Origin of the sequence: Larsenimonas suaedae, assembly GCF_023712105.1 — a bacterium.
GTDB lineage: Bacteria > Pseudomonadota > Gammaproteobacteria > Pseudomonadales > Halomonadaceae > Larsenimonas > Larsenimonas suaedae.
The window spans coordinates 368,048-391,139 of record NZ_JAMLJI010000002.1; the positions used below are offsets into that span (position 1 = coordinate 368,048).

18 protein-coding genes and 1 pseudogene are annotated in these 23,092 nt (G+C 62.5%); 7 read left to right on the forward strand and 12 right to left on the reverse strand.

Going from position 1 to position 23,092, the window contains the following annotated elements:
* Window positions 1-114: 114 nt before the first annotated feature.
* From NAT49_RS07655 to NAT49_RS07690, 8 genes are all read right to left on the reverse strand, one after another.
* Window positions 115-2,313 carry a xanthine dehydrogenase family protein molybdopterin-binding subunit gene (locus tag NAT49_RS07655; protein ID WP_251592863.1) on the reverse strand — a complete coding sequence of 733 codons (2,199 nt, stop codon included), beginning with the start codon at window positions 2,311-2,313 and terminating at the stop codon, window positions 115-117.
* Window positions 2,310-3,314 carry an FAD binding domain-containing protein gene (locus NAT49_RS07660; protein ID WP_251592865.1) on the reverse strand — a complete coding sequence of 335 codons (1,005 nt, stop codon included), beginning with the start codon at window positions 3,312-3,314 and terminating at the stop codon, window positions 2,310-2,312. Before NAT49_RS07660 ends, NAT49_RS07655 begins: the two co-directional genes overlap by 4 nt.
* Window positions 3,314-3,979, reverse strand: a complete 666-nt coding sequence (locus NAT49_RS07665) for a (2Fe-2S)-binding protein (RefSeq protein WP_251592867.1) — start codon at window positions 3,977-3,979, stop codon at window positions 3,314-3,316. The genes NAT49_RS07660 and NAT49_RS07665 overlap by 1 nt, the downstream gene beginning before the upstream one ends.
* 50 nt (window positions 3,980-4,029) lie before the next feature.
* Window positions 4,030-6,246 carry a xanthine dehydrogenase family protein molybdopterin-binding subunit gene (locus tag NAT49_RS07670; RefSeq protein ID WP_251592868.1) on the reverse strand — a complete coding sequence of 739 codons (2,217 nt, stop codon included), beginning with the start codon at window positions 6,244-6,246 and terminating at the stop codon, window positions 4,030-4,032.
* A complete protein-coding gene (locus NAT49_RS07675; RefSeq protein ID WP_251592870.1) occupies window positions 6,243-7,241 on the reverse strand; it encodes an FAD binding domain-containing protein in 999 nt (332 codons plus the stop codon). The genes NAT49_RS07670 and NAT49_RS07675 overlap by 4 nt, the downstream gene beginning before the upstream one ends.
* Before the next feature lie 2 nt (window positions 7,242-7,243).
* Window positions 7,244-7,780, reverse strand: coding sequence for a (2Fe-2S)-binding protein (locus NAT49_RS07680; RefSeq protein WP_251592874.1), 537 nt, complete (start codon window positions 7,778-7,780; stop codon window positions 7,244-7,246).
* A 173-nt stretch (window positions 7,781-7,953) separates the two neighbouring features.
* Complete coding sequence (locus tag NAT49_RS07685; protein WP_251592876.1) at window positions 7,954-9,477, reverse strand: DHA2 family efflux MFS transporter permease subunit; 1,524 nt, start codon at window positions 9,475-9,477, stop codon at window positions 7,954-7,956.
* 6 nt (window positions 9,478-9,483) lie between these two features.
* Window positions 9,484-10,605, reverse strand: coding sequence for an HlyD family secretion protein (locus NAT49_RS07690; RefSeq protein ID WP_251592878.1), 1,122 nt, complete (start codon window positions 10,603-10,605; stop codon window positions 9,484-9,486).
* Between the two features lie 74 nt (window positions 10,606-10,679).
* Here NAT49_RS07690 and NAT49_RS07695 point away from each other — a divergent pair, with 74 nt between their 5' ends.
* Entirely contained in the window at window positions 10,680-11,300 is a 621-nt protein-coding gene (locus NAT49_RS07695) for a TetR/AcrR family transcriptional regulator (RefSeq protein WP_251592880.1), read from the forward strand.
* 23 nt (window positions 11,301-11,323) lie between these two features.
* Here NAT49_RS07695 and NAT49_RS07700 read toward each other — a convergent pair whose 3' ends face one another.
* The 4 genes from NAT49_RS07700 to NAT49_RS07715 form a co-directional block, all read right to left on the reverse strand.
* The gene (locus tag NAT49_RS07700) at window positions 11,324-11,956 is read right to left on the reverse strand and encodes a DNA-3-methyladenine glycosylase (RefSeq protein ID WP_251592882.1); all 633 of its coding nucleotides are present in this window, start codon (window positions 11,954-11,956) and stop codon (window positions 11,324-11,326) included.
* Window positions 11,957-11,965: 9 nt separating this feature from the next.
* Entirely contained in the window at window positions 11,966-12,373 is a 408-nt protein-coding gene (locus tag NAT49_RS07705; protein WP_251592884.1) for a thiol-disulfide oxidoreductase DCC family protein, read from the reverse strand.
* Between the two features lie 72 nt (window positions 12,374-12,445).
* The gene (locus NAT49_RS07710; RefSeq protein WP_251592886.1) at window positions 12,446-13,177 is read right to left on the reverse strand and encodes a trimeric intracellular cation channel family protein; all 732 of its coding nucleotides are present in this window, start codon (window positions 13,175-13,177) and stop codon (window positions 12,446-12,448) included.
* Between the two features lie 38 nt (window positions 13,178-13,215).
* Window positions 13,216-14,181: a LysR family transcriptional regulator gene (locus NAT49_RS07715; protein WP_251592888.1), complete on the reverse strand. Its 966-nt coding sequence runs from the start codon at window positions 14,179-14,181 to the stop codon at window positions 13,216-13,218.
* A gap of 184 nt (window positions 14,182-14,365) precedes the next feature.
* On the opposite strand from NAT49_RS07715, the gene NAT49_RS07720 reads away from it, so the two are divergent.
* The 6 genes and pseudogenes from NAT49_RS07720 to NAT49_RS07745 all read left to right on the forward strand — a co-directional run bounded on the left by NAT49_RS07720 (window position 14,366) and on the right by NAT49_RS07745 (window position 23,051).
* Window positions 14,366-15,763, forward strand: a complete 1,398-nt coding sequence (locus tag NAT49_RS07720) for a GntP family permease (protein WP_251592890.1) — start codon at window positions 14,366-14,368, stop codon at window positions 15,761-15,763.
* Between the two features lie 32 nt (window positions 15,764-15,795).
* Entirely contained in the window at window positions 15,796-17,550 is a 1,755-nt protein-coding gene (locus tag NAT49_RS07725) for an IlvD/Edd family dehydratase (RefSeq protein ID WP_251592892.1), read from the forward strand.
* Window positions 17,551-17,584: 34 nt separating this feature from the next.
* Window positions 17,585-18,550: pseudogene (araD1, locus tag NAT49_RS07730) on the forward strand (AraD1 family protein); the annotation flags it as partial.
* A 66-nt stretch (window positions 18,551-18,616) separates the two neighbouring features.
* Window positions 18,617-20,194, forward strand: coding sequence for an aldehyde dehydrogenase (NADP(+)) (locus NAT49_RS07735; RefSeq protein ID WP_251593571.1), 1,578 nt, complete (start codon window positions 18,617-18,619; stop codon window positions 20,192-20,194).
* Between the two features lie 875 nt (window positions 20,195-21,069).
* Complete coding sequence (locus tag NAT49_RS07740; protein WP_251592893.1) at window positions 21,070-21,873, forward strand: ATP-grasp fold amidoligase family protein; 804 nt, start codon at window positions 21,070-21,072, stop codon at window positions 21,871-21,873.
* Between the two features lie 272 nt (window positions 21,874-22,145).
* Window positions 22,146-23,051 carry an ATP-grasp fold amidoligase family protein gene (locus NAT49_RS07745; protein WP_251592895.1) on the forward strand — a complete coding sequence of 302 codons (906 nt, stop codon included), beginning with the start codon at window positions 22,146-22,148 and terminating at the stop codon, window positions 23,049-23,051.
* Window positions 23,052-23,092 lie beyond the last annotated feature (41 nt).

Genomic DNA, 23,092 nt, shown 5'->3' on the forward strand with positions numbered 1-23,092 from the left:
GTATATCGGAAAGCCCATCGCTTACGGCCAGTGCGTTCAGGGCCTGCGACGTGAGGTGCTTCTGCGGGCACAAAAAAACCGCCCGAAGGCGGTTGTCCTGTCGGTGCGAGGCGATCACACCGCCCCCATCAACGCCTCCTTGGTGATCGGAAGCTCACGCACCCGCACGCCGGTGGCATGGTAGACCGCATTGGCTACCGCCGCAGCAAGCCCGGTGATGCCGATCTCACCGATGCCCCGGGCACCGAACTCGTTGAAGGCGGTGTCGGGGTAGTCGAGCAGAATCACATCCACCTCGGGCTGGTCGGCGTGCACCGGCACCAGATACTCGGCGTAGTTGTTGTTCACGACTCGCGCCGTTCTCGGGTCGTACTCGGTACGCTCGAACATCGCCATGCCAATGCCCATGACCACGGCGCCCTCGACCTGGTTGCGGGCGGTCTTCTCGTTCATCACCCGCCCCACGTCGATGGCACTGACCACCCGCGCCACGCGCAGATTGGCAAGCAGCGGGTCCCAGCGCACTTCAACGAAGTGGGTCCCGAAGGAGCGGTAGGAGTATTTCGAGGTATCCGCGCCCTCGGTGTGGGCCTCGCCTTCGGCGTTGGCAAGTTTCATCGTTGAGAGCGCCTCGGCAAACGGAATGCGCTTGCCCTCAAAAGAGAGCACGCCATTGTCGAACGTCAGCGCCTCGACATCCACGCCCTCGAACGGCCCGCCCGAGCGCACCGCGCGGGTTTTAAGCTCATCGATCGCGTGGCGGGTGGCCTCGGCAATCGCCGGGAGCGTGGTCGCCGTGGTCCAGGAACCGCCGGAGATCGGCCCCTTGGGGTAGGAGGTGTCGCCAAGCTCGACCTCGATGCGCTCAAACGGTACGCCAGTCAGCTCAACCAGCGTCTGGGCGACGATGGTGTAGGTGCCGGTACCGATGTCCTGGGTAGCGCAGGAGGCGTAAACGGTGCCATCGGCGCGCAGCGCGACATGCGCGTCACAGGGGCGCTTGATCGCCTCCCAGTTGCAGGCCGCCATGCCGTAGCCGACGATTTCCCGGCCGTCTCGCATGCTGCCGACCTTCGGGTTGCGCTGATGCCAACCGAACTGCTCGGCCGCACGCTCGGCCGCTTCCTTGATGTGGTTGCTCGAAAACGGCAGGTCCTGACTTTCGTCGCGCTCGGCGAACTGATTGAGCCGGAAGGTCAGCGGATCGATGCCGGCCTCGAGCGCCATCTCGTCGATGGCGGATTCCAGCGCAAACAGGCCGGGCGCGGCGCCCGGCGCACGCATCGAGGTCGGCGTGCCGCGGTTGACCTCGGTCGTTCGATGGGTGATCGAAACGTTGTCGCAGCTGTAGAGGCTCTTGGTTACGCTGCCACAGGTCTCGACATACTGATCGGTATAGGACGTGGTCGACACCGAGTGGTGGCTGAGCGCGATCAGGCGGCCCTGATCGTCGGTGGCAAGCTTGAGTGTCTGCTCGGTTTCCGGGCGGTGACCGGTGGTGGTGAACATTTGCTGCCTGGGCACCACCAGCTCCACCGGGCGCTTGATCTCACGCGAGGCGGCAGCGGCGGCCACGGCGTGGGGCCACATCCAGAGCTTGCTGCCAAAGCCTGAGCCGATGAAGGTCGAGATGACCTCGACCTTGTGCGGCGCCAGATTGAAGATCTTGGCCATCGCGCCCTTTTGCTGCACCACGCCCTGCGAGGATTCAAACACCTGCAGGCGGCCATCGGGCCAGTGCGCGAGCGTCGAGTGCATTTCCATCGGGTTGTGGGTCTCGACCGGCGTGGTGTAGGTCACATCGATCTGATGCGTACCGCGCTCGAACGCGCCGTCGGCGTCGCCCCGGCTGTGATTGCCCTTGCCCTTTTTCGTGCCGTGGGCCTTCACGCCCTGCTCGAGATTCGCTCGTGGCGTTTCTTCTTCATAACGCACCTTGACCGCCTGCGCGGCGGCGCGGGCCTGATCGAAGCGCTCGGCCACGACCAGTGCCACGAACTGGCCGTCGTAGTAGATCCGCTCATCCTCGAACGGCAGCCGGGTCTCCTCGACCTTGTTGCCCTTGGCCATCGACGACGGCGTGTGGTGAAGCGCGGGAAAGTTGCCGTGGTGGAAAATCTCGATCACCCCCGGCATCGCGCGGGCGGCGTCAAGTTCGAGCGAGACGATGCGCCCTCGGCTGATGGTCGAAAACACCCCATAGCCGTAGGCGGTGTTGTCGAGGGCGTGGTCGGCGGCGTACGGGGCCTGGCCTGTCACCTTGAGTCGACCGTCGATGCGTTTCGGGCCGGCGCCCAGTGTCTGATCGCTCATGAGGCCTCCTGCGTGGTCGCAAGCCCGGTCAGTTCCCCGAGCTCGGCAATGATGGCGTGCTGACCGAGCGGAATCTTGAAGGCGTTGTGCTCATAGGCCGTCGCGGTCTTGAACGCGGCCTTCGCCGCCTGCTCGAACAGGGCCTTCGACGGCGTCTTGCCCTCGAGGATCCGCTCGGCCTCGAGCGCCCGCCAAGGCTTGGTGGCAACGCCGCCAAGCGCAATGCGCGGCGAACGGATGACACCGCCCTTGAGCGTCAGGTGCGCGGCGCACGAGGCCAGCGCGAACTGATAGGACGCGCGGTCGCGAAGCTTTAGATAGCCGGAGCGTGCATCGCGCTCCGGCGCATTGAGGGTAACGTGCGTGATCAGCTCATCAGGCTCGAGGGCGTGCTCACGCTCAGGTGTGCTGCCGGGCAGCAGGTGAAACGCGCCGAAGTCGATCTCGCGGGTCCCCTTTGGCCCGTGAACCGAAACCGTCGCGCCAATGGCAGCCATCGCCACGCACATGTCCGAGGGGTGGGCAGCAATGCACTGCTCGCTGGTGCCGAGCACCGCGAAGGTTTCCCGGTTCACGCCGCCGATGGCCGAACAGCCGCTGCCGGGCTCGCGCTTGTTGCAGGGCGAGGCGCCGTCTCGGAAGTACGGGCAGCGCACGCGCTGCATCACGTTGCCACCGGTGGTAGCCTTGTTGCGAAGCTGAGTGCTGGCACCGGAGAGCAGTGCCTGCGATAGCACCGGATAGTGCGTCTCGATCAGTTCATGCCGGGCAAGCGCGGTGTTGGTGACCAGCGCACCGACACGCACCCGGCCGTCCTCGAGACGCTCGATCCGATCAAGCCCGAGGCCGTTGATGTCAACGACCTGCTCGGGCTGCATGATGTCGATCTTGGTCAGATCCAAAAGCGTGGTGCCGCCGGCCAGATAGGCAGAATCGGCCTTGGCGTGGGTCGCGATGGCCGCGTCCACCGCACCGGGGCGAGCATAGTCAAAGGCGCGCATTACACACCTCCCTTCATGGTCTTTCGGGCGTCCTGCACGGCCGCAAGAATGTTCTTGTAGGCGCCGCATCGGCAGATGTTGCCACTCATGGCCTCGCGTACGGCGGCATCACTTTGGCCGATGCGGTCGTCGTTCAACACCGCGACCGCGCTCATGATCTGGCCGGAGGTGCAGTAGCCGCACTGAAAGGCATCGTGTTCCCAGAACGCCTGCTGCACCGGGTGCAGCTCGCCGTCACGCTCGAGCCCTTCGATGGTGGTGATCTCATCGGACTGGTGACTGATCGCAAGCGAGAGGCAGGAGTTGATCGCCTGACCGTTGACCAGCACCGTACAGGCCCCGCACTGGCCCTGATCGCAGCCCTTCTTGGTGCCGGTCAGGCCAAGCTCGTTACGCAATACGTCCAGAAGCACCATCTGGGGCGCCACGTCCACGGTGCGCTCGACGCCGTTCACGTTCAGCTGAATGCGGCTCATGCCGGGGGCCGGCGCGGACGCCTTGACGGGATCGCCTTCCGGCGTCTCGGCGGCGCGTGCCTGAGTGGTCTGGGCCCAGAGGGGCGTGGAGGCGGCCGCAACGCCAGAGGCGCCTACGGTTTTCAGAAAATTTCGGCGTGACTTGGACGTCGCCCCGCCTTGTGTCTTCGGGTCGAAATACTCGGTCATGGAATCCTCCCAAGCTCGAGCGGCGGCAGGCGCCGCCGCCCGGACTGGACTCAGTTGGCCATCAGTAATCGCTCGATGGAGATAGGCAGGTCGCGAATGCGCTTGCCGGTCGCGTGATACACCGCGTTGGAAATGGCGGCGGCAATGCCGGTCAAGCCGATCTCACCCACGCCGCGCGCGCCGAAGGCGTTCAGGTGGTAATCGGGATAGTCGAGCAGCTCAACGTCGATCGGCGGGATGTCTGCGTGCACCGGCACGATGTAATCGGCCAGGTTGGCGTTGTAGAGATAACCGCTCTTGTCGTACTCGGTCTGCTCGAACAGCGCCATGCCCAGGCCCATCACCAGGCCACCCTCGACCTGATTGCGGGCGGTCATCGGGTTGATGGCGCGGCCGATGTCGATGGTGGACACGATCCGCTCGACCTTGAGCCGTGAAATGCCCGGATCCCAGCGCACCTCGACAAACACGGCGCCGAATGAGCGGAAGCTGTAGTCGTTCTTCTCATCGCCCGGCTCCGCCGAGGCTTCGGCGGTAACCTGACCGATACCCAGCTCCTCAAGAAGCGTGGTGACCGGAATCGAGCGATCCCCATAGGTCAGGGCGCGGTCGTTCAACTCGATCGACTCCGAGTCGACGTCGGAAAACGCCTGCCCGTCCTGAGTGACCTTGTCGATCAGCGCCTGGGTGGCGGCATCGAGTGCGGCCTTGACTGCCGGCAACACGGTTGCGGTGGCAAACGAGCCACCGGACAGCGGCCCGGAGGGCAGCGACGAGTCGCCAAGGCGCACGTCGATGTCCTCGATCGGCACGCCGCTCAGCTCGCTCGCGGTCTGGGCGACGATGGTGTAGGTGCCGGTACCGATGTCCTGCGTGCCGCAGCTGACCTGCAGGCGGCCATCGGCCAAAAACGTCACCCGCGCCGAGCACTGAAGGCGCATGGCTTCCCAGCTCTGCGAGGCCATGCCGTAGCCGATGATCTCGTCACCTTCGCGCATCGCGCCGATTTCCGCAGTGCGGTTTTCCCAGCCAAAGCGCTTGGCGGCGTTGTCCCAGCATTCGATCAGGTGATTGCTCGACCACGGCAGATCGGAGGCCGGATCACGCTCGGCAAAATTCTTCTTGCGAAGCTCAACGGGGTCCATCTCGAGCTGCCAGGCCAATTCGTCCATCGCCGTTTCCAGCGCGAACAGCCCAGGCGCCTCACCGGGCGCACGCATTGGGCACGGCATGCCGTGATTGACCTCGCCGACCCGGTTAGTGACCGCCACATTCTCGCAGGCGTACATGCTGGGCGTGGCGGAAATCACCGTGTCGTTGTGCATGCCGACAAAGGCAGTTTCGTTGCTGCCATCGTGGCGGATCGAGGTCAGCGTGCCGTCGGCGCGCGCGCCAAGGCGGACGCGCTGCATCGAGCGCGGGCGGCTGCCGGCGGAGGTGAACACGCTTTGACGCGGCACCACCGTCTTGACCGGGCGTTTCAGCCGGCGTGATGCCACCGCAGTCATGATCGCGTGCGGCCACATGAAAAGCTTGCCGCCAAAGCCCGAGCCGATGAAGTGCGAGATCACATTGATCTGCTCCGGCGGCATCGAGAACACGTGCGACAGCGCATGACGCTGGAACACTACGCCCTGAGTGGACTCGTACACGGTTAGATGATCGCCGGACCAGGTGGCGGTCGAGGCGTGAAGCTCCATTGCCGCGTGGGTCTCGGTCGCGATCGAGTAGTGGTGATCGAGGGTAACCTCGGCGTTCTCATACGCCGCATCGGCCTCGCCTCGGCTCTGGCCGTCGCCCTCCTGCAAAACGCCTGGCAGGCCAGCGACGTTGTCGGCATCGAGCTCATCGAGCTGGCTTGTGACCTGATCGTTTGCGCGGTACTTGCCCTTGACGTTCTGGGCAGCGGCGCGGGCGTGCTCGAAGGTGTCGGCCACCACCAGCGCGATGTACTGGCCGTGATAGTGGATCGTGGTGTCCTCGAACGGCAGGCGCGGCTCACTGACCGTATTCTTTTCGGCGAAGCTGTTCGGTGAGTGCTTGAGGGTGCTGTCGAAATTATCGTGGTGGAAAATATCGACCACGCCGGGCATGCCAAGCGCCTCTTCAAGCTCCAGCCCTTCAAGCTCACCGCTGGCGATGGCGCTGCCGACCGGGTAGCCATAGAGCTGGCCGTCGAGATTGATGTCGGCGGTGTAATCCGCCCCGCCTGAGAGCTTGAGCGCGCCGTCGATGCGGGGTTTCTGGGTATTCAGTGTCTCACTCATTGGTGCTCTCCCTGGCTTGCCTGTTGCACCGCGTCCCGCAGTGCGCGCGCGATGGCCTGCTGGCCGAGCTCGACCTTGAACGCGTTGTGCTCAAGCGGTATCGCCCGCTGGAATGCCAAGAGCGCCACCTGTTCGAACATCTTCGCGGTCGCGTCTTCACCCACCAGCGCCGCTTCGGCGTCCACGGCGCGCCAGGGTTTTGTCGCAACGCCGCCGAGCGCGATGCGCGCGGCGGTCACCTTGGTGCCCTCGAGGGTGACGATGGCCGCGCAGGAGGCGAGCGCAAACTCATAGGAGGCGCGATCGCGCAGCTTCAGGTAGGTCGAGACCGCGCCTTCAAGCGGGGCATCGAGCACCACGTGGGTAATCAGCTCATCGGAGCGCAGATCGTGCTCGCGCTCGGGGTGATCGCCCGGGAGCAGGTGAAAATCCTCGAACGGAATCTCACGGGTGCCCTTGCGACCCTCGACCACCACGGTCGCCCCGATGGCGGCCATCGCCACGCACATATCAGACGGATGAGTCGCGATGCAGTGCTCGCTGGTGCCGAGGACGGCGTGGTTGCGGTTGATGCCGTCCATCGCGCTGCAGCCGGTGCCCGGTTCGCGCTTGTTGCAGGGCTTGGCCGGATCACGGAAGTACGGGCAGCGCGTTCGCTGCATGACGTTGCCGGCGGTGGTTGCCATGTTGCGAAGACCGGTGGAGGCGCCCGAGAGCAGCGCCTGGGACAGCACCGGATAGTCGCGCTCGACGCGGGCGTCGGTTGCGAGTCGGCTGTTGCTGACGCGGGCACCGATCTTGAGCCGGCCATCGTCAAGCACCTCGATCTCATCAAGGCCGAGGCGGTTGGTGTCCACCACGTGATCGGGCTGCATGACCCCAAGTTTCATCAGATCAACCAGCGTCGTGCCGCCGCCGATATAGGCGGAGCGCTCGGACTGGGCGCCGATGGCGTCTTTTACGCTTTCCGGGCGGATCAGTTCAAAACTCTGCATGATCACGCCCCCTCGATGGTGCGATGCGCGCTCTGCACGGCATCGAGGATGTTCTTGTAGGCGCCGCAGCGACAGATATTGCCGCTCATGGCCTCCTTGATCGACGCCGGGTCCTTGGCGATGTCCTTATCGTTCAAGATCGAGGTCGCCATCATCATTTGGCCTGCCGTGCAGTAGCCGCACTGATAGGCGTCGTGCTCGAGAAAGGCCTGCTGGATCGGATGCAGCGTACCGTCTTCATCGGCCAGGCCTTCGATGGTGGTGATCTCCTGACCTTCGGCGAGCGCGGCCAACAGCAGGCAGCTGTTCATCGCGCGGCCATCGATCAATACGGTGCATGCGCCGCACTGACCGTGATCGCAGCCTTTCTTGGCGCCGGTCAGGTTCAGGCGCTCGCGCAGTGCATCGAGCAAGACAACATTGGGTTCGAGAGTAAGTGTGTGCGTCTGACCGTTGACGGTCAGCTCCATCGTCTGGAGAGACGACGTGTCATTGGGGTCGACGTGCCCCACCGTCGCGTCGAGTGTTGCGTCTGCCATGACAGTCCTCATCGGTCGCGTGGCGATTATTGTTTTTCGTGCCACGTAGAGCGAAGGCGGTCCTCGCCTTCGCGATTTTCATTACGGTCGGATCGTTTGCGCGCAAACGACTGCCTTCGAGCGTAGACAAGGATTGGGCGGGACGCGAGGATCGCACGTGCGACCCTTTGGGATCAGGTGGGCTTCTTGAATATAAAGACGGCTGGAAAAACAATTAGATAGAGAATACCGAGCCACAGGAAGATGTCGTTGAACGCCAGCACCTCAGCCTGAATGGCGACGCGGTCACCGATCATCTTGATTGCCGCGGCCTGAGGGTCACTGACCACGCCCATGAACTGCTGCTGATACTGGGCAAGCTGCGCGACGACCACCTCACGGCCCTGGTTGACCGACGCGATCAGCTGCGTCCAGTGATAGTCGCGCTGGTGATCGCGCACGGTGTCCAATAGCGCAAGCCCCATGGCACCGCCCAGGTTTCGCATCACCGAGAACATGCCACTGCCATCGCCGATGTTCTGAGGTGAGAGATTGCCAAGCGCAATCCGGGAGGTCGGCACCATGCACATGATCATGCCGATACCGCGCACCACCTGAGGCCAGAAGAACTCCCAGTAGCCTGATTCGGTGGTCAGATTGACGTTCATGAACGACCCGATGCCCGTCATCAAGAGCCCGATCCCGATCAGAAGGCGCAGATCAACCACATCGGTCAGGCGCCCGACAATCGGCGCCATCACGAACATCGCCGCCCCGGTCACGAACATGACCTCGCCGATCTGCATGCTGTTGTATTCCCGCACCGTGCCGAAATAGAGCGGCAGCAGATACACCAGTCCGTAGAGCGCGACGCCGACAGCGAACACCAGCCCGACGCCGGTTGCGAAATTGCGCTCGCGAAAGAGTCGAAGATTGACGATCGGATGATCGACGGTAAACACCCGCCAGAAGAACAGGATGCCGGCCATCGCGCAGAGAAGGGCGAAATTCAGAATCAGGGAGCTGCTGAACCAGTCGTCGTCCGGGCCCTCTTCCAGCACGAACTCGAGCGAGCCCAGAAAGATCGCCATCAACACCAGCCCGATCAGATCGAGGCGCTTGAGCGCGCTCTTGTCGGCGCGGTCGATGTCGAGCATGAACCACACGCCCATCGACACCAGGATGCCCGGGATCACGTTGATCAGAAACAGCCAGTGCCAGCTCATGTGCTGGGTGATGTAGCCGCCAAGCGTCGGGCCGATCGACGGCGCGATGGTCGCCACCAGTCCGATCACCGCCTGCACGGACCCCATCTTGTGTCGGGGAAAGATGGTAAAGCTCACCGCCTGGGTGATCGGGATCATTGCCCCGCCCATGAAGCCCTGAATCGCACGCAGGACGATCAGCTCATTGATGGAGCTCGCCAGCGCACAGCCAAGGCTTGCAAGGGTAAAGCCAACGCTTGAGATGACAAAGGCAGTGCGGGTCGAGAAGATGCGCATCATCACCCCGGCCAGCGGAATCATGATGATCTCGGCGATCAGGTACGAGGTCTGAATCCAGGAGATTTCATCCTGGCTTGCCGACACTCCGGCCTGAATCTCGTTGAGCGAGCTGGCAACGATCTGGATGTCCAGAATGGCCATGAACATTCCAAACACCGCCGCCACGAAGCCTATACGCACTCGCCAGGACGGCATCTCCTGCACCGGGCTCATAGAGACTCAGTCCTGATTGCGCGGAGTGACGTCGCGGGCGATGGGCGAGCGCGACACGGGGCCCAGATACAATCCTCGGCCATCCTCTCGCGTATCGACCCGAGGCTCCACCGACAGCCCCGCGTGCAAAAACGCCAGTTTCTTTTCAGGCCCCAGCAGGCGAATCCGCACCGGCACCCGCTGCACGATCTTGTTGAAGTTGCCGGTGGCGTTGTCACGGGGCAGCAGACTGAACTGCGCCCCGGTCGCCGGCGCCAGACTTTCGACCACGCCCTCGAAGGTCGTGTCGGGGTAGGCATCGACGTGAACCTCCACCGACTGCCCGATGCGCATGCGGGTGATCTGGGTTTCCTTGAAATTGGCAACGACGTAGAGATGATCCACCGGCACCAGGGTCATCAGCGTCAGCGACGGCTGCGCGTAGGTGCCCTTTTCTACCGTGACATTGCCGACCACGCCATCGAAGGGCGCGGTGATGTGAGTTTTGGCAAGCTGGTGCTCGGCGGCCTCGAGCGCGGCGCGGGCGTTGTCCCGGTTGGCCCGGGCGTCATCGAGCGACGCCTGATAGACCGCGAGCTGACGCTGGTTCGAGGCCAGGGCGGCCTTGCTCGAGGTCACGTTGGCCTTGGCTACATCGAAATTGGCCTGATCTTCATCGAGTTGCTGGCGCGAGGAATACTGACGCTCGACCAGCTTCTGCGTGCGTGACAGCGTCTGGCGCGCCTGGGTGTACTGCGCCTGAGCTGACGCGATGTCGGCCTTCCTCTGCTCGATCACCGCCTGCTGCAGCTCGATGTTGCGCTGCGCCTTCACCACGGCGGCGCTGGCCTGGGCGAGCTTGGCGCGGGCCTGCTTCAAGTCGTCCTGATAATCGGTCGGGTCCAGCGCCACCAGCGTATCGCCTTCGTGCACGCGCTGATTGTGCGCCACCGGCACCCCGAGCACCCGTGCATTCACCTCGCTTCGAACCGCCACGCTGTCGCCATGAATGTAGGCGTTGTCGGTTTCTTCGAAAAAGCGGCCGGTCTGCCACCAGTGCCAGGCCCAGAAGGCGCCGGCAACGATCAATACCAGCAAGATGAGGGCGATGATCAGTCGCTTGATCCAGGTGCGTGCAATCGATGCCATGACGCTCGTTCCAGTTGGACTCAAAAAAACGTAGCATACGCTACACTTTTTGAGGACACCAGCAGGAGCCATCGATGACGCCGCCACCCGGTACCACCGTAACGCCCAAGGGGCAGCAGCGCGCCCAGCGGTTTCTCGACGCTGCACTCGAGGTGTTCACGGAGCAGGGGTTTGAAGCGGCAAGCGTCAACGAAGTGGTTCGCCGCGCCGGTGGGTCGCTTGCAACGCTCTACAAGCTTTTTGGCAGCAAGGAGGGGCTCTTCATTGCGGTCATCGAGCGCCGGGCCATGTCAGTGTTCGAGCCGATTCAGGACGCGCTGGCCAATGACCTGCTGCCCCACGATGGCCTCACGCGCTTTGGCCGTCGCCTGCTCGATTTCCTGCTCGAACCCGAAGCCCTCGCGCTCTACCGGCTGGTGCTCAACGACCTTCACCGTCACCCCGAGCTTGCCCGACGCTTTCTCGACAGCGGCCCGTTTCGAACGCTCGGTGAACTCGCCGACTACCTCGCCCACCAGGTGGCGCTCAAGCGTCTTGTCATCGACGACTGCCGGCTTGCCGCCGGTGAATTTACCGGCATGCTGATCGGCGACCTGCACATTCAGATCATGGTCGGCCAGGTCCCGACGCTTTCCCGGGCCGAGCGCCTACGCCGGGTCGACTCAGCAGTGCGCCGGTTTCTGACCTCGGCCTAGCCTTCAGTAAACATCAGTGCGGCTTACTTACGCCGCTTGACCAGAAACCGCCACGGGGCGTCGCGGTGTTCGGGTTCGGCGTAGTCGATGCCGATGCGCGGGCCGGTCACCACGTCGGCGTCGTCGAAGCGCTCGCCCGGCTCAACCCAAAGCCCTTCACCGAGACAGACGTCGTGGCGGTTGAAGCGCGCCTTGGTGATGCCGAGCGCCTGGGTGAGCTTGCCGGGCCCGTTGGCAAGCTCCCGACCCTTCTTGCCTCGTCGATGGGCGATCATGCTGGCCTCGCCCTCGAGCGGCTCGATGGCGCGGATCAATACCGCACAGGGGTCATCCTCGGGGCCAACGACGAGGTTGAGCATGTCGTGAATGCCGTAGATCAGGTAGACGTAGGCGTACCCTGGCGGGCCGAACATCACCTCGGTGCGGGGCGTGCGCCCGTGGGAGGAGTGGCAGGCGGTGTCGGCAAAGCCCAGATAGCCCTCGGTTTCGGTAATGCGCCCGACCAGACGCTCACCGTCGCACTCGACCACCAGCCGGCAGCCGAGCAGGTCGCGGGCGATCTCGAGCGTATCGCGGGCGTAGAACGCGCGCTCAAGTGGCGTGGGTTGGGCAGGCCCCGAAGAAGGCGCCTCGGAAGTCAGTTCAAACGCGGACAAGAGAATTTCCTAGTTCTTATCGATGTCGCACTGCCCGGACGCACAGCTGTCGCAGCGGCGCTTGCCGGTCAGCACGCCGGAGATGGTGTAGCGGTTACGGGCAAACCATAGATAGACCCGGTCGGCGACCGGGCGCACGAGCGGCCAGCGAAGCGGCGCGGTAAGCGCCCCCCGCCCGACCAGCGACCAGGCGCGATGCGTTACATCGAGCCCCTTCAAGGTGTGGTCGTTGCCGTCACGGGCCAGCAGAATCGTTCGAGCTTCGTCCGGGTCGATGTCGGGGTAGCGCGTCGAGAAATCCGGCTGCTGGATGTCCTCACAGCGAATGCGCCCGTGAGTGTCCAGCCGGGTGAGGTGGCGCACTTCGCGCACGCACAGGGGGCAGGCGCCATCATAGAACAGCGTAAGCTCCGGCATGATGAAAGCCTCGAGTCGAAAGTGATGCCCCAAGCGTAGTCGCTTGGCACGCCCCCTGCGTCCTCATCATTGTCATTGCCGGCGCCGGCGCCGCGGGCGGGACGCCACCACCTGTACCCGCTTGTGTCGACGCTGATCCCCCGGCGGCAACGGGTCACGCTCGGGGTCGTAGCGCTCCTCCTCCGGCCGCGGCAACCACACGAAGGTCGGCAGCGCCAGATGCCAGTAGATCGCGCTCAAGCGAAGCATCAGCGTGACCCCGAGCCCAAGAGCAAGGGCGAGGCCCTCGAAGGCGCCGACCTCAACCAGCGCCACATAGGCCGCCGCCCCCAGAATCGAGGCGGTGGCGTAGATTTCCTGTCTGAGCACCATCGGAATTCGCCCGGCCAGCACGTCGCGGCAAGCGCCTCCGGCCACACCGGTCAAAAGCCCCATCAACACCGCGACGATGCCGGTGTAGTCAAGCATCATCGCCTTGTTGGCCCCCAGCACGGTAAAAAGCGCAAGCCCAAAGGCGTCGAGAACCGACAGCAGCCGCTTTGGTAGGTGATGGACGAAATGAAGACCCGCCATCGACACGATCACCGTGGCCAGAATGACCCAGAGGTAGGTCGGATCGGTCACCCAGAACACCGGGCGCACCCCGAGCAGCAGGTCACGCAGTGTGCCACCGCCGATGCCGGTGACCGCCGCCAGCACCAGCATGCCGATCGGGTCCATCCGTACACGGCACGCAAGCGCGATACCGGACAGCGCGAACACGACCACCCCGGCCAGATCCAGCAGATATATCCAGTGATGCACGTCCCTCTCCCCCTGGGTCGCCCGTTAACGAATGGCGCTCAATGTACTCCGGGCCGCGCCTCGGCGCGAGACGCCGCCATGTTCTGCCGAAAGATGTCCATGACCCGGGCCACCGCCGGCGATAGCCTGGTGCGTCGAAGGCTTACCAGACCATAGGGCTGCACGCTCAAGCGGCTCCGCGCACTCAGGATCGCAAAGCGGGTCGGGTCACACAGAAGCTCGGCCACCCGGCGAATGGTGACGGTGATGAACTCGGAGCGGTCGACCAGGGCAAGCGCCGCCGGCAGGTCCGAGGTGTCCACCACCCAGGACGGAAACGCCACACCCCGATGGCGAAACAAATCCTCGATGCGCTGACGCATGAGGGTCCCCGGCGGCTGGATCGACCAGGGCGAGGCTGCAAGCTCGGTAAGATCTGGGTCGTCGCTTCCGGCGAGCGGATGACGCTGGCTGCAGACGAAGCAAAGCTCCTCCTCATCGATCTCCTCGAACACGAACGCCTCCGAGGGAAAGCCCGCCGGCACGCGGGCGATCACGAAATCGAACCGGCCCTCCATCAGCCCCTGCACCAGAGTGTGGCTGTTGGCGACCTGAAGCGTCAGCTTGAGCGCCGGGCTGGTGTTGTGGGCCTGCTCGATCGCAAGCGGCACCTGTGAAATGGCCGGCTCCATCACCGCGCCAATGTTGACTACGCCGGCAAGCCCTGCCTGGAGCGCATTGAATTCCGTGCCGGCCCCGATCAGCTCATCGAGCACGGCGCGGGCGCGGCGAATCATCAGCTCGCCGTAGGCGTTGGGTTCAAGCCCCCGGCCGTGACGGTCAAACAGCGATTGCCCGAGGCGCTGCTCGATTTCGGCCAGAAGCCGCGAGGCCGCGGGCTGGGAAATGCCCATCAGCTCCGCGCTCCTGTGCAGGTTGCCCTGCTCGCCCACTACGACGAACAGGTAAAGGTGGCGCAACTTTAGTCGCGCCTTGAAAAACCAATGCTCATCCAGATCGCCCATGGCGTGGCTCATTTCCTTGAGTCATAACGTAAACGGTATCGGATTAAGCCATTTTCAACATTATTCTGATATAGCCTTTTGGGCGTATGTTTCCCGGCACGCCCTCGCCACCTGGCAGCTCGGCGTTGCGTCATCTCCGAGCAGAACGCGGTGGCGGCGCCCATTCAAGGACCGGGAGATCGATATGAACCCACAAGAGGCTGCCAACACAGCCCTCTCGACGCCGACGCTATTGATCATCTGCGCTGCAGCTATCGCGGTGCTCTTGACCCTGATCATCCGGATCAAGCTGCACCCGTTCTTCGCGCTGGTGCTGGTCAGCATCGGCACCGCCATCGCCACCGGCATCGATGTATCCAGCCTGATGGACACGCTGATCGGCGGCTTCGGCAAGACGCTTGGCAACGTTGCGCTTTTGATCGGTTTCGGCGCGGTGCTCGGGCGCATTGTCGCCACCTCCGGCGGGGCGCGTGTACTTTCCGATACGCTCATCCGCGCCTGCGGCCGTGACCGCGCGCCCTTTGGGCTTTCGGTCGCTGCGCTGCTGTTTTGCTTCCCGATCTTTCTCGACGCCGCCTACGTGGTGATGCTGCCGATCATCTACGCCGTCGCCCGCGAACTTAAAAGCTCGATCCTGCTGTTCGGCCTGCCGGTCGGCGGCGCGGGGCTGGTCATGCATGCCCTGATGCCGCCGCACCCGGGCCCGGTAGCTGCGGCGGTCTTCCTTCATGCCGACATCGGCCAGGTGCTGTTCGTGGGCCTTCTGGTCGGGCTTCCGACCTGGTACGTGATGGGCTATCGCCTCTCGGTGTTTCTTGCCAACCGCACGCCCTACCAGCGCGTGCCGGACATGCTGGGCGATGCCCACACAGACGATGCCGAGCCGCCGGCCTTTTCGACCGTGCTGCTGGTTCTGCTGCTGCCGCTTCTTCTGATCTTCATGAACACCGGGCTGTCTACCCTGATCTCGAGCGGCACGCTGCCTGAGGATAACCCTTTACTCGATGTGCTGATGCTGATCGGTGAAACCCCGATGGCGCTCCTGATCAGCACCCTGGTCGCGATGTGGCTGCTGGTATTGAAGCGCGCCCAAAACGGCGGCATGAACGCGATCAACGACATCGTCGAAAACGCGATGGCCCCGGTGTGCTCGATCATTTTGATTACCGGCGCCGGCGGCATGTTCGGCACCGTATTGACTCAAAGCGGCATCGGCACGGCCCTGGCCGGCAGCCTCAATGAGATCGGCATGCCGCTGATCGTTGCCGGCTATGTGATCGCCTCGGTCATCCGCATCGCCCAGGGCTCGGCAACCGTTGCCGGTACCACCGCCGCCGGCATCATGGCCCCGGCCGTGCTTGCCGCCCCGGAACTGGCCGGTCTCCCTGCCGCCTGCATTGTCACCGCCATCGTCGCCGGCGCCATCGGCTATTCCCACGTCAACGATTCCGGCTTCTGGCTGGTCGGACGGTTTCTGGGCGTCTCGACCCGCACGATGCTCACGACCTGGAGCGTGGTGTCGGTGGGCATTTCGCTCATGGCCTTTGGCCTGGCCTGGCTTCTGTTCGCGTTCATCGCCTGACTTTCGACCGTACCCTGCCTGAGGAGGCACCCATGAGTCACCAAGATCCCAAGACCACCAAGCTCCGCAGCGCCCAATGGTTCGGCACCGCGGACAAGAACGGCTTCATGTACCGAAGCTGGATGAAAAACCAGGGCATTCCCGATCACGAATTCAACAACAAGCCGGTGATCGGCATCTGCAATACCTTCTCGGAGCTCACGCCCTGCAACGCCCACTTCCGTCAGCTCGCCGAGCACGTCAAGCGCGGCATCTGGGAAGCCGGCGGTCTACCGGTGGAATTTCCGGTGTTCTCCAACGGCGAGTCGAATCTGCGCCCGACCGCGATGCTGACCCGAAACCTTGCGAGCATGGACGTCGAGGAAGCCATTCGTGGCAATCCCATCGACGGCGTGGTGCTCTTGACCGGCTGCGACAAGACCACGCCTGCGCTGTTGATGGGGGCGGCAAGCTGCGATGTGCCCGCCATCGTGGTCTCCGGCGGGCCGATGCTCAACGGCAAGCACCACGGCAAGCACATCGGCTCCGGCACCATCGTCTGGCAGCTCTCCGAGCAGGTGAAGGCCGGCAAGATCAGTCTCGATGAATTCATGAGCGCCGAAGCCGGCATGTCCCGCTCCGCCGGCACCTGCAACACCATGGGCACCGCCTCGACCATGGCCTGCATGGCGGAGTCTCTTGGCGTGACGCTGCCCCACAACGCCGCCATTCCGGCCGTCGACGCCCGGCGCTATGTGCTGGCGCACCTTTCGGGCAACCGCATCGTCGACATGGTTCATGAAGACCTGAAACTCTCGAAAATCCTGACCCGGGGCGCGTTCGAAAACGCCATTCGCACCAACGCCGCCATCGGGGGCTCCACCAACGCCGTGATTCACCTGCAGGCCATTGCCGGGCGCATCGGCGTCGACCTCGAAATGGACGACTGGTCCCGCATCGGCCGAGGCACGCCGACGCTGGTCGATCTTCAGCCTTCCGGGCGCTTTCTGATGGAAGAGTTCTACGACGCCGGCGGCCTTCCGGCCGTGCTCAGACGCCTTGGAGAAAGTGACCTTCTGCCCCACCCCGGCGCCCTGACCGCCAACGGCAAGACGCTCTGGGACAACGTCAAGGAAGCGCCCAATTACAGCGACGAGGTCATTCGGCCTCTCGACAACCCGCTGATCGACGATGGCGGCATCTGCATCCTGCGCGGCAACCTCGCCCCCAAGGGCGCCGTGCTGAAGCCGTCGGCGGCCACGGCCGAGCTGATGGTGCACCGCGGCCGCGCCGTGGTGTTCGAGAACCTCGAGGATTACAAGGCCCGCATCAACGACCCCGAACTTGATGTCACCAAGGACGACATTCTGGTCATGAAGCACTGTGGCCCCCGCGGTTACCCCGGCATGGCCGAGGTCGGCAACATGGGGCTGCCTGCCAAGCTGCTCGAGCAGGGCGTGACCGACATGGTGCGGATTTCGGATGCCCGCATGAGCGGCACCGCCTACGGCACGGTCGTTTTACATGTTTCCCCCGAAGCCGGGGCCGGCGGGCCATTGGCTGCGGTCGAAAACGGCGACTGGATCGAGCTCGACTGCCACACCGGCCGCCTGCATCTGGACGTTGCCGAAGACGAAATCGCGCGCCGCCTGGAGGCAAACGACCCGACCCAGGACTCGCGCACCATCGCACGCGATGGCGGCTACCGCGGACTCTACATCGAACACGTTCTGCAGGCCGATGAAGGATGCGACTTCGACTTCCTGCGCGGCTGCCGCGGTGCGGACGTTCCGCGCCATTCCCACTGAGCCCGCCACTTATCCGGCGCAAAGGAGCAACACCATGCGATTGATCCAGTTCATGAGCGCCGCCGGCCCCCGGGCCGGCCTCGTCGAAAACGCCTCGACCGTACGTGAGATCGACCTCGACGGCGGCACGCTGTCGCTTGTGCGACTCGCCATCGACAGCCGACAGCCGATCGAGGCCGTGGTCGAAGGGCTGCTGCTCGACACGCCGCTCGACTACGACACCCTGATCAAGGCCGGCCAACTGCTGCCGCCGATTACCCACCCCGACCCGGCCCACTGCTACGTGACCGGCACCGGGCTTACGCACCTCGGCAGCGCCGACACTCGGGCGGCGATGCACGGCGCGCTCGAGGACAGCGAGCTGACAGACTCGATGAAGATGTTCCGGCTCGGGCTTGACGGCGGCAAGCCGGAACAGGGCCAGGTCGGCGCTCAGCCGGAATGGTTCTACAAGGGCGATGGCAGCATCGTGGTCGCGCCCGAGCAGCCGCTGCCGGGGCCGGCATTCGGGCTTGATGCCGGTGAAGAGCCGGAGCTTGTCGGCATCTACGTCAATGACCACACAGGCCAGCCCTGGCGCATCGGCTACGCCATCGGCAACGAATTCTCCGATCACGTGACCGAGCGTCAGAACTACCTGTGGCTTGCCCACTCGAAGCTTCGTCACTGCAGCATCGGCCCGGAACTTGTGGTCGGCGAGCTGCCGGCACACCTCGAGGGCACAAGCCGTATCGTTCGAGACGGCCGGACGCTTTGGGAAAAGCCGTTTCTGACCGGCGAGGCCAACATGTCCCATAGCCTTGCAAACCTTGAGTACCACCACTTCAAGTACGCGCTGTTTCGCCGGCCGGGCGATGTCAATCTGCACTTTTTTGGCACTGCAACACTCAGCTTCGGCGACCAGATTCGCACCGAGCCGGGCGACCGCTTCGAAATCGAGCTGCCCCCGCTCGGCCGAGCCCTTCGAAACCCGTTGACCCGGCTCGACGACACGCCGCCGGCTCGCGTCAACGCCCTTCAAAGCACCGCCACTTCGCTTTCATCCACCTCTGACGGAGGACGCACCATGCAGCCCGAAGGCCATCACCTGATCGGACGCACCATCACCCAAGGCTCAGGCGCGCCGATCACGGCCCTCAACCCGGCCACCGGCGAGTCGCTCACCCCGACGTGGTCGGCAAGTACACTCAACGACGTCGACACCGCCTGCCGCCTGGCCGAGGAAGCATGCGACGCCTACCGGGAGACATCGCTCGAGGACCGGGCACGCTTTCTCGAGACGGTGGCCGAGGAGATCGACGCGCTTGGCGATGCATTGACCGAACGCGCGGTCGCCGAATCCGGCCTGCCTGAAGCCCGCATTCAGGGCGAACGCGGACGCACCTGTAACCAGCTGCGCCTGTTCGCTCGGGTCGTGCGTGACGGCAACTGGCTTGACGCGCGCATCGATCCGGCCCAACCCGAGCGCGCACCGATGCCCCGCCCGGACCTGCGCCAGCGCAGCATCGCCCTCGGCCCGGTGGCCGTGTTCGGCGCCAGCAACTTCCCACTGGCCTTCTCGGTGGCCGGCGGCGACACCGCCTCGGCCCTGGCCGCTGGCTGCCCGGTGGTGGTCAAGGCGCACAACGCCCACCCGGGCACCTGCGAGCTGATCGGCCGTGCCATTGCCGCCGCCGTCAACCGCTGCAACCTGCCGGAAGGGGTGTTTTCACTGCTTTATGACGCCGACACCGAAGTCGGCCAGGCGCTGGTCAGCCACCCGGCCATCAAGGCCGCCGGATTTACCGGCTCACGTAAGGGCGGGCTTGCGCTCTGGAATCTGGCCCACACCCGCGCAGAGCCGATTCCGTTCTACGCCGAGATGAGCAGCATCAACCCGGTGTTCGTACTGCCCGAGGCGCTTGAGGCCCGCACCAAGGCACTCGCCGAGGGGTTCGTCGGCTCGCTCAACATGGGCGCCGGCCAGTTCTGCACAAGCCCCGGGCTTTTGATCGCGCGTGAAGGCCCTGCGCTCAATCGCTTCATCGAGCATGCGGCTCAGGCTCTTAAAGAACAGCCGGCGCACACCATGCTCACCCCCGGCATCCACAAAAGCTATGAGCAAGGCGCGGCCGCACTGGCGGGTCATCCGAATGTGCGCGAGATTGCCCACGGCGAGACCACCAGCGCTCCGAATGCCTGCAGGCCTCGGCTTTTCATTACCCGGGCAGAGGCCGTGCTTAATGATCGTGCGTTACAGGAAGAAGTGTTCGGCGCCAGCTCATTGATTGTTGAGTGCGCCTCACAGGAAGAAATGCGCGCGCTTGCCCGCGCCCTCGAGGGGCAGTTGACGGCAACGCTTCAGATGGAGGAGGCCGACCACGACGACGCCGCCAAGCTCTTGCCGACGCTTGAGCGTCGCGCCGGCCGAGTGATGGCCAATGGCTGGCCGACCGGGGTCGAGGTGTGTGACGCCATGGTGCACGGTGGCCCGTTCCCCTCCACCTCCGACAGCCGCACCACGTCGGTCGGCACCAAGGCTATTGAGCGCTTTCTGCGTCCGGTCTGCTATCAGGATATTCCTGACGCGCTGTTGCCTACAGCTCTGCGCGAGGGCAACCCCTTGTCGCTGACGCGCCTGGTCGATGGTCAACGAGCGCAGTAGCTTGATCTACCGGGCAGGGTTACCTGCCCGGTAATGCCGCCAGCAAGAACACATCACGCCGTAACGCCCCGGAGCGTAGAGTTACACCTTGATTACATTCTATTTCCATCAAATGAAACCCGTTTCAGAATCTTTCTCAAGATCATACTCAGGTCGAAAATATAAGGATTTCCCGATTAACAACCTAAATCAACTAAATCGTGTCAGCGCCACTGGTATTTTTTATCGTTAATCACAGTCGTCGCACACATGTACTTCATGAGCCTGCGCGATGAGACATGGCTAACCCTTTCTAAAATCGACCTTAACCACTTTAAAACAGCGCCATATCGGCAAAGAAGCCACTCAGGCACGCCCTGATCATGGACTGTGCCAGCGGTTAAGATTAAATTTAACTAATACAGTAAATTAAATAGACGACTCTATAGTACTAGTTTTCATCTAGCACTATATGACTTGGTCAATTTACTTATTGGCGCGAATTTAGTTCAGACGAAAATAATTCCAAAGAACCATGCATTGGAAACATTGAAAACAGCAGATTAGTTACATTAGTTAATTACTACTGTTTGCCTTCAGACAAGCCGCATTGTAAGCAAAACGGCACATTTTTCTCGCCCACACCCTTATATCGTTTCGTTAAGTAACGAGACGGTGTTCATACATTGCTCGGCATTCAGATAACCAAAGCAGCGTTTATGAATGCGCAGGCATGTTCCAGGGAAGCGGGTACTATCATGCGCCAAATATTTTTAACACTGCTTAGCGAGCGGATGCGCTACAGAGTTCTCTATTACCTCAATCATAAAAGACGATTGAGCTTTTCAGCGCCGACAAGCTTTACCGAAAAGCTGTATTGCCGGATGCAGAACCCATTGCCTGAGTTTTCTCGCCTTGCCGACAAGTTCGCGGTAAGAGCCTATGTCCAGGAGAAGCTGGGTAATGATCCGCTGATCACGCTGTATAAGAGCACGCGCCACGTCACCCGTGAGACGTTCGAGGATCTCCCGAACCAGTTCGTCATGAAATCGACGCACGGCGCAGGCCAGGTCTATATCGTGCGCGACAAGAACGCCGAAGACCTCGACGCTCTGGCGAAGCAGGCCAACGCCTGGCTGACGGTGCCCTACAACCGCTTCGAAAAGCACTACAAGAAAATCACGCCGCGCATTCTGTTCGAACGTCTTCTGAGTCAGAAAAACGGACAGCCCCCGGCGGATTACAAGGTGCACGTATTCAATAACGGCAGCCACAACTATTGCTTCGTGCAGGTCATCGACGGGCGGTTTGGTGAGACCACTCAGAACCTGTTCTCCGAAACCTGGGGCAAGGTGCCGTTCGATCATGACAGCCGGCTTCCGAAAAGCGACGCGCCCGAAATCCTCGAGCCGCCGAAAGCGCTCGACGACATGATTCAAAAGGCCAAGACACTTGCAGGCCCGTTTGGCTACTGCCGCGTCGATTTCTATTGTTTCGAGGGCGCCATCTACTTCGGCGAGATGACCTTTACCCCGGGCGCCGGCAATCTTCGCTTTATCAGCCCGTACTGGGACACCGTGCTTGGCAGCTACTTCGCCTGGCCCGATGAGCCGGAATTCGGCACTCCACTAACGAGTAGTTACCGGTTCAGCCGCCGTCTCAAGCATATGACCGGACTGTTACATCAGCGTACCAACTAACGCATACTCCCGCTTTCGCAAGGACCTGCCCCATTATTGGGTGCAGGTCTTTTTTATCTTGGACCGGCTCTTTTATCGGCAATGTGTTTTTTTAAACCTTTTAATCAGTGCTTCTTTATAAAAGAACCAAAAAGCGCAAGTACTTTATTATTAATTTTGTAATCGCTGTTTATTCTTTGGTCGACTTCGTCATACACCTGCCGAAAAACCCTCTTTAAACTTCGATAACTCTCACACGACACTCCTAAACCGCCATGGCCACTCAAATTCAGATGCGTCGCTTAGCAGCCCAACTGCTATCAGAACGAATGCGCTACCGCATTCTTTATGCCCGCCACCGGAAAAAGTGGCTGGACCTGGATACGCCCAAGCGGTTTACCGAAAAGCTTTATTGCCGCATGCAGCGCCCTCAGGAAATGTTCACCACACTCGCCGACAAGTACCTTGTACGTGAGTATGTGGCTCAAACCATTGGCGACACGTACCTGATCCCGCTTTATGCCTGCACTCAACACGTGACCTCAGAGCTGATCGCGTCTCTGCCTGATGCCTTTGTCATGAAATCCAATCACGGGGCAGGCCAGGTCAAGATCGTGCGCGATAAACACCAGGAAGATTGGGAGGCACTGGCAACGCTTGCCAACGACTGGCTGAAAACCTCTTATTCGTCATATGAGAAACACTACGCGCGCATTGACCCTCGCATCCTGTTCGAGAAGCTCATGCTTCGAGGCGACAACCAGCCGCCGGCGGACTACAAGATCCATGTGTTCAACGGCGAGCGCGAGCAGTATCAATTCATTCAGGTCATCGATGGCCGGTTTGACCGCCGTACCCAGAACTTCTTCATGCCTGATTGGTCACCGGCACCGTTTAACGCGTTCAGCCCGTGGCCACCCAGCACCAATCCCGAAGTCATCGGCCGCCCGGCCAATCTGGACACCATGATGACGCTGGCCAACACGCTGGCCGCCCCATTCGGGTACGCACGTATCGATGTCTATCTTCTGGATAATCGAATCTATTTCGGCGAGATCACGTTTACCCCGGCCGGAGGCAACATCACCTTCATCGATGATGCGTGGGACAAGCGACTCGGTAGCCTGTTTCCATGGCCGGACACAGCACATGCCCTCACGGCGCCCTCAAACGATGCCCTCGCGCAGATAAAGGCATAAGCGATAAAGACACAAAAAAAAAGAGCCATCCGAAGGATGGC

Coding starts and splice junctions, on each gene's coding strand:
- NAT49_RS07735 (WP_251593571.1), top strand. CDS start 18,617: ATGCAGCCCGAAGGCCATCACCTGATCGGACGCACCATCACCCAAGGC.
- NAT49_RS07725 (WP_251592892.1), top strand. CDS start 15,796: ATGAGTCACCAAGATCCCAAGACCACCAAGCTCCGCAGCGCCCAATGG.
- NAT49_RS07665 (WP_251592867.1), bottom strand. CDS start 3,979: ATGACCGAGTATTTCGACCCGAAGACACAAGGCGGGGCGACGTCCAAG.
- NAT49_RS07690 (WP_251592878.1), bottom strand. CDS start 10,605: ATGGCATCGATTGCACGCACCTGGATCAAGCGACTGATCATCGCCCTC.
- NAT49_RS07745 (WP_251592895.1), top strand. CDS start 22,146: ATGCGTCGCTTAGCAGCCCAACTGCTATCAGAACGAATGCGCTACCGC.
- NAT49_RS07685 (WP_251592876.1), bottom strand. CDS start 9,477: ATGAGCCCGGTGCAGGAGATGCCGTCCTGGCGAGTGCGTATAGGCTTC.
- NAT49_RS07655 (WP_251592863.1), bottom strand. CDS start 2,313: ATGAGCGATCAGACACTGGGCGCCGGCCCGAAACGCATCGACGGTCGA.
- NAT49_RS07670 (WP_251592868.1), bottom strand. CDS start 6,246: ATGAGTGAGACACTGAATACCCAGAAACCCCGCATCGACGGCGCGCTC.
- NAT49_RS07660 (WP_251592865.1), bottom strand. CDS start 3,314: ATGCGCGCCTTTGACTATGCTCGCCCCGGTGCGGTGGACGCGGCCATC.
- NAT49_RS07715 (WP_251592888.1), bottom strand. CDS start 14,181: ATGGGCGATCTGGATGAGCATTGGTTTTTCAAGGCGCGACTAAAGTTG.
- NAT49_RS07680 (WP_251592874.1), bottom strand. CDS start 7,780: ATGGCAGACGCAACACTCGACGCGACGGTGGGGCACGTCGACCCCAAT.
- NAT49_RS07675 (WP_251592870.1), bottom strand. CDS start 7,241: ATGCAGAGTTTTGAACTGATCCGCCCGGAAAGCGTAAAAGACGCCATC.
- NAT49_RS07705 (WP_251592884.1), bottom strand. CDS start 12,373: ATGCCGGAGCTTACGCTGTTCTATGATGGCGCCTGCCCCCTGTGCGTG.
- NAT49_RS07695 (WP_251592880.1), top strand. CDS start 10,680: ATGACGCCGCCACCCGGTACCACCGTAACGCCCAAGGGGCAGCAGCGC.
- NAT49_RS07720 (WP_251592890.1), top strand. CDS start 14,366: ATGAACCCACAAGAGGCTGCCAACACAGCCCTCTCGACGCCGACGCTA.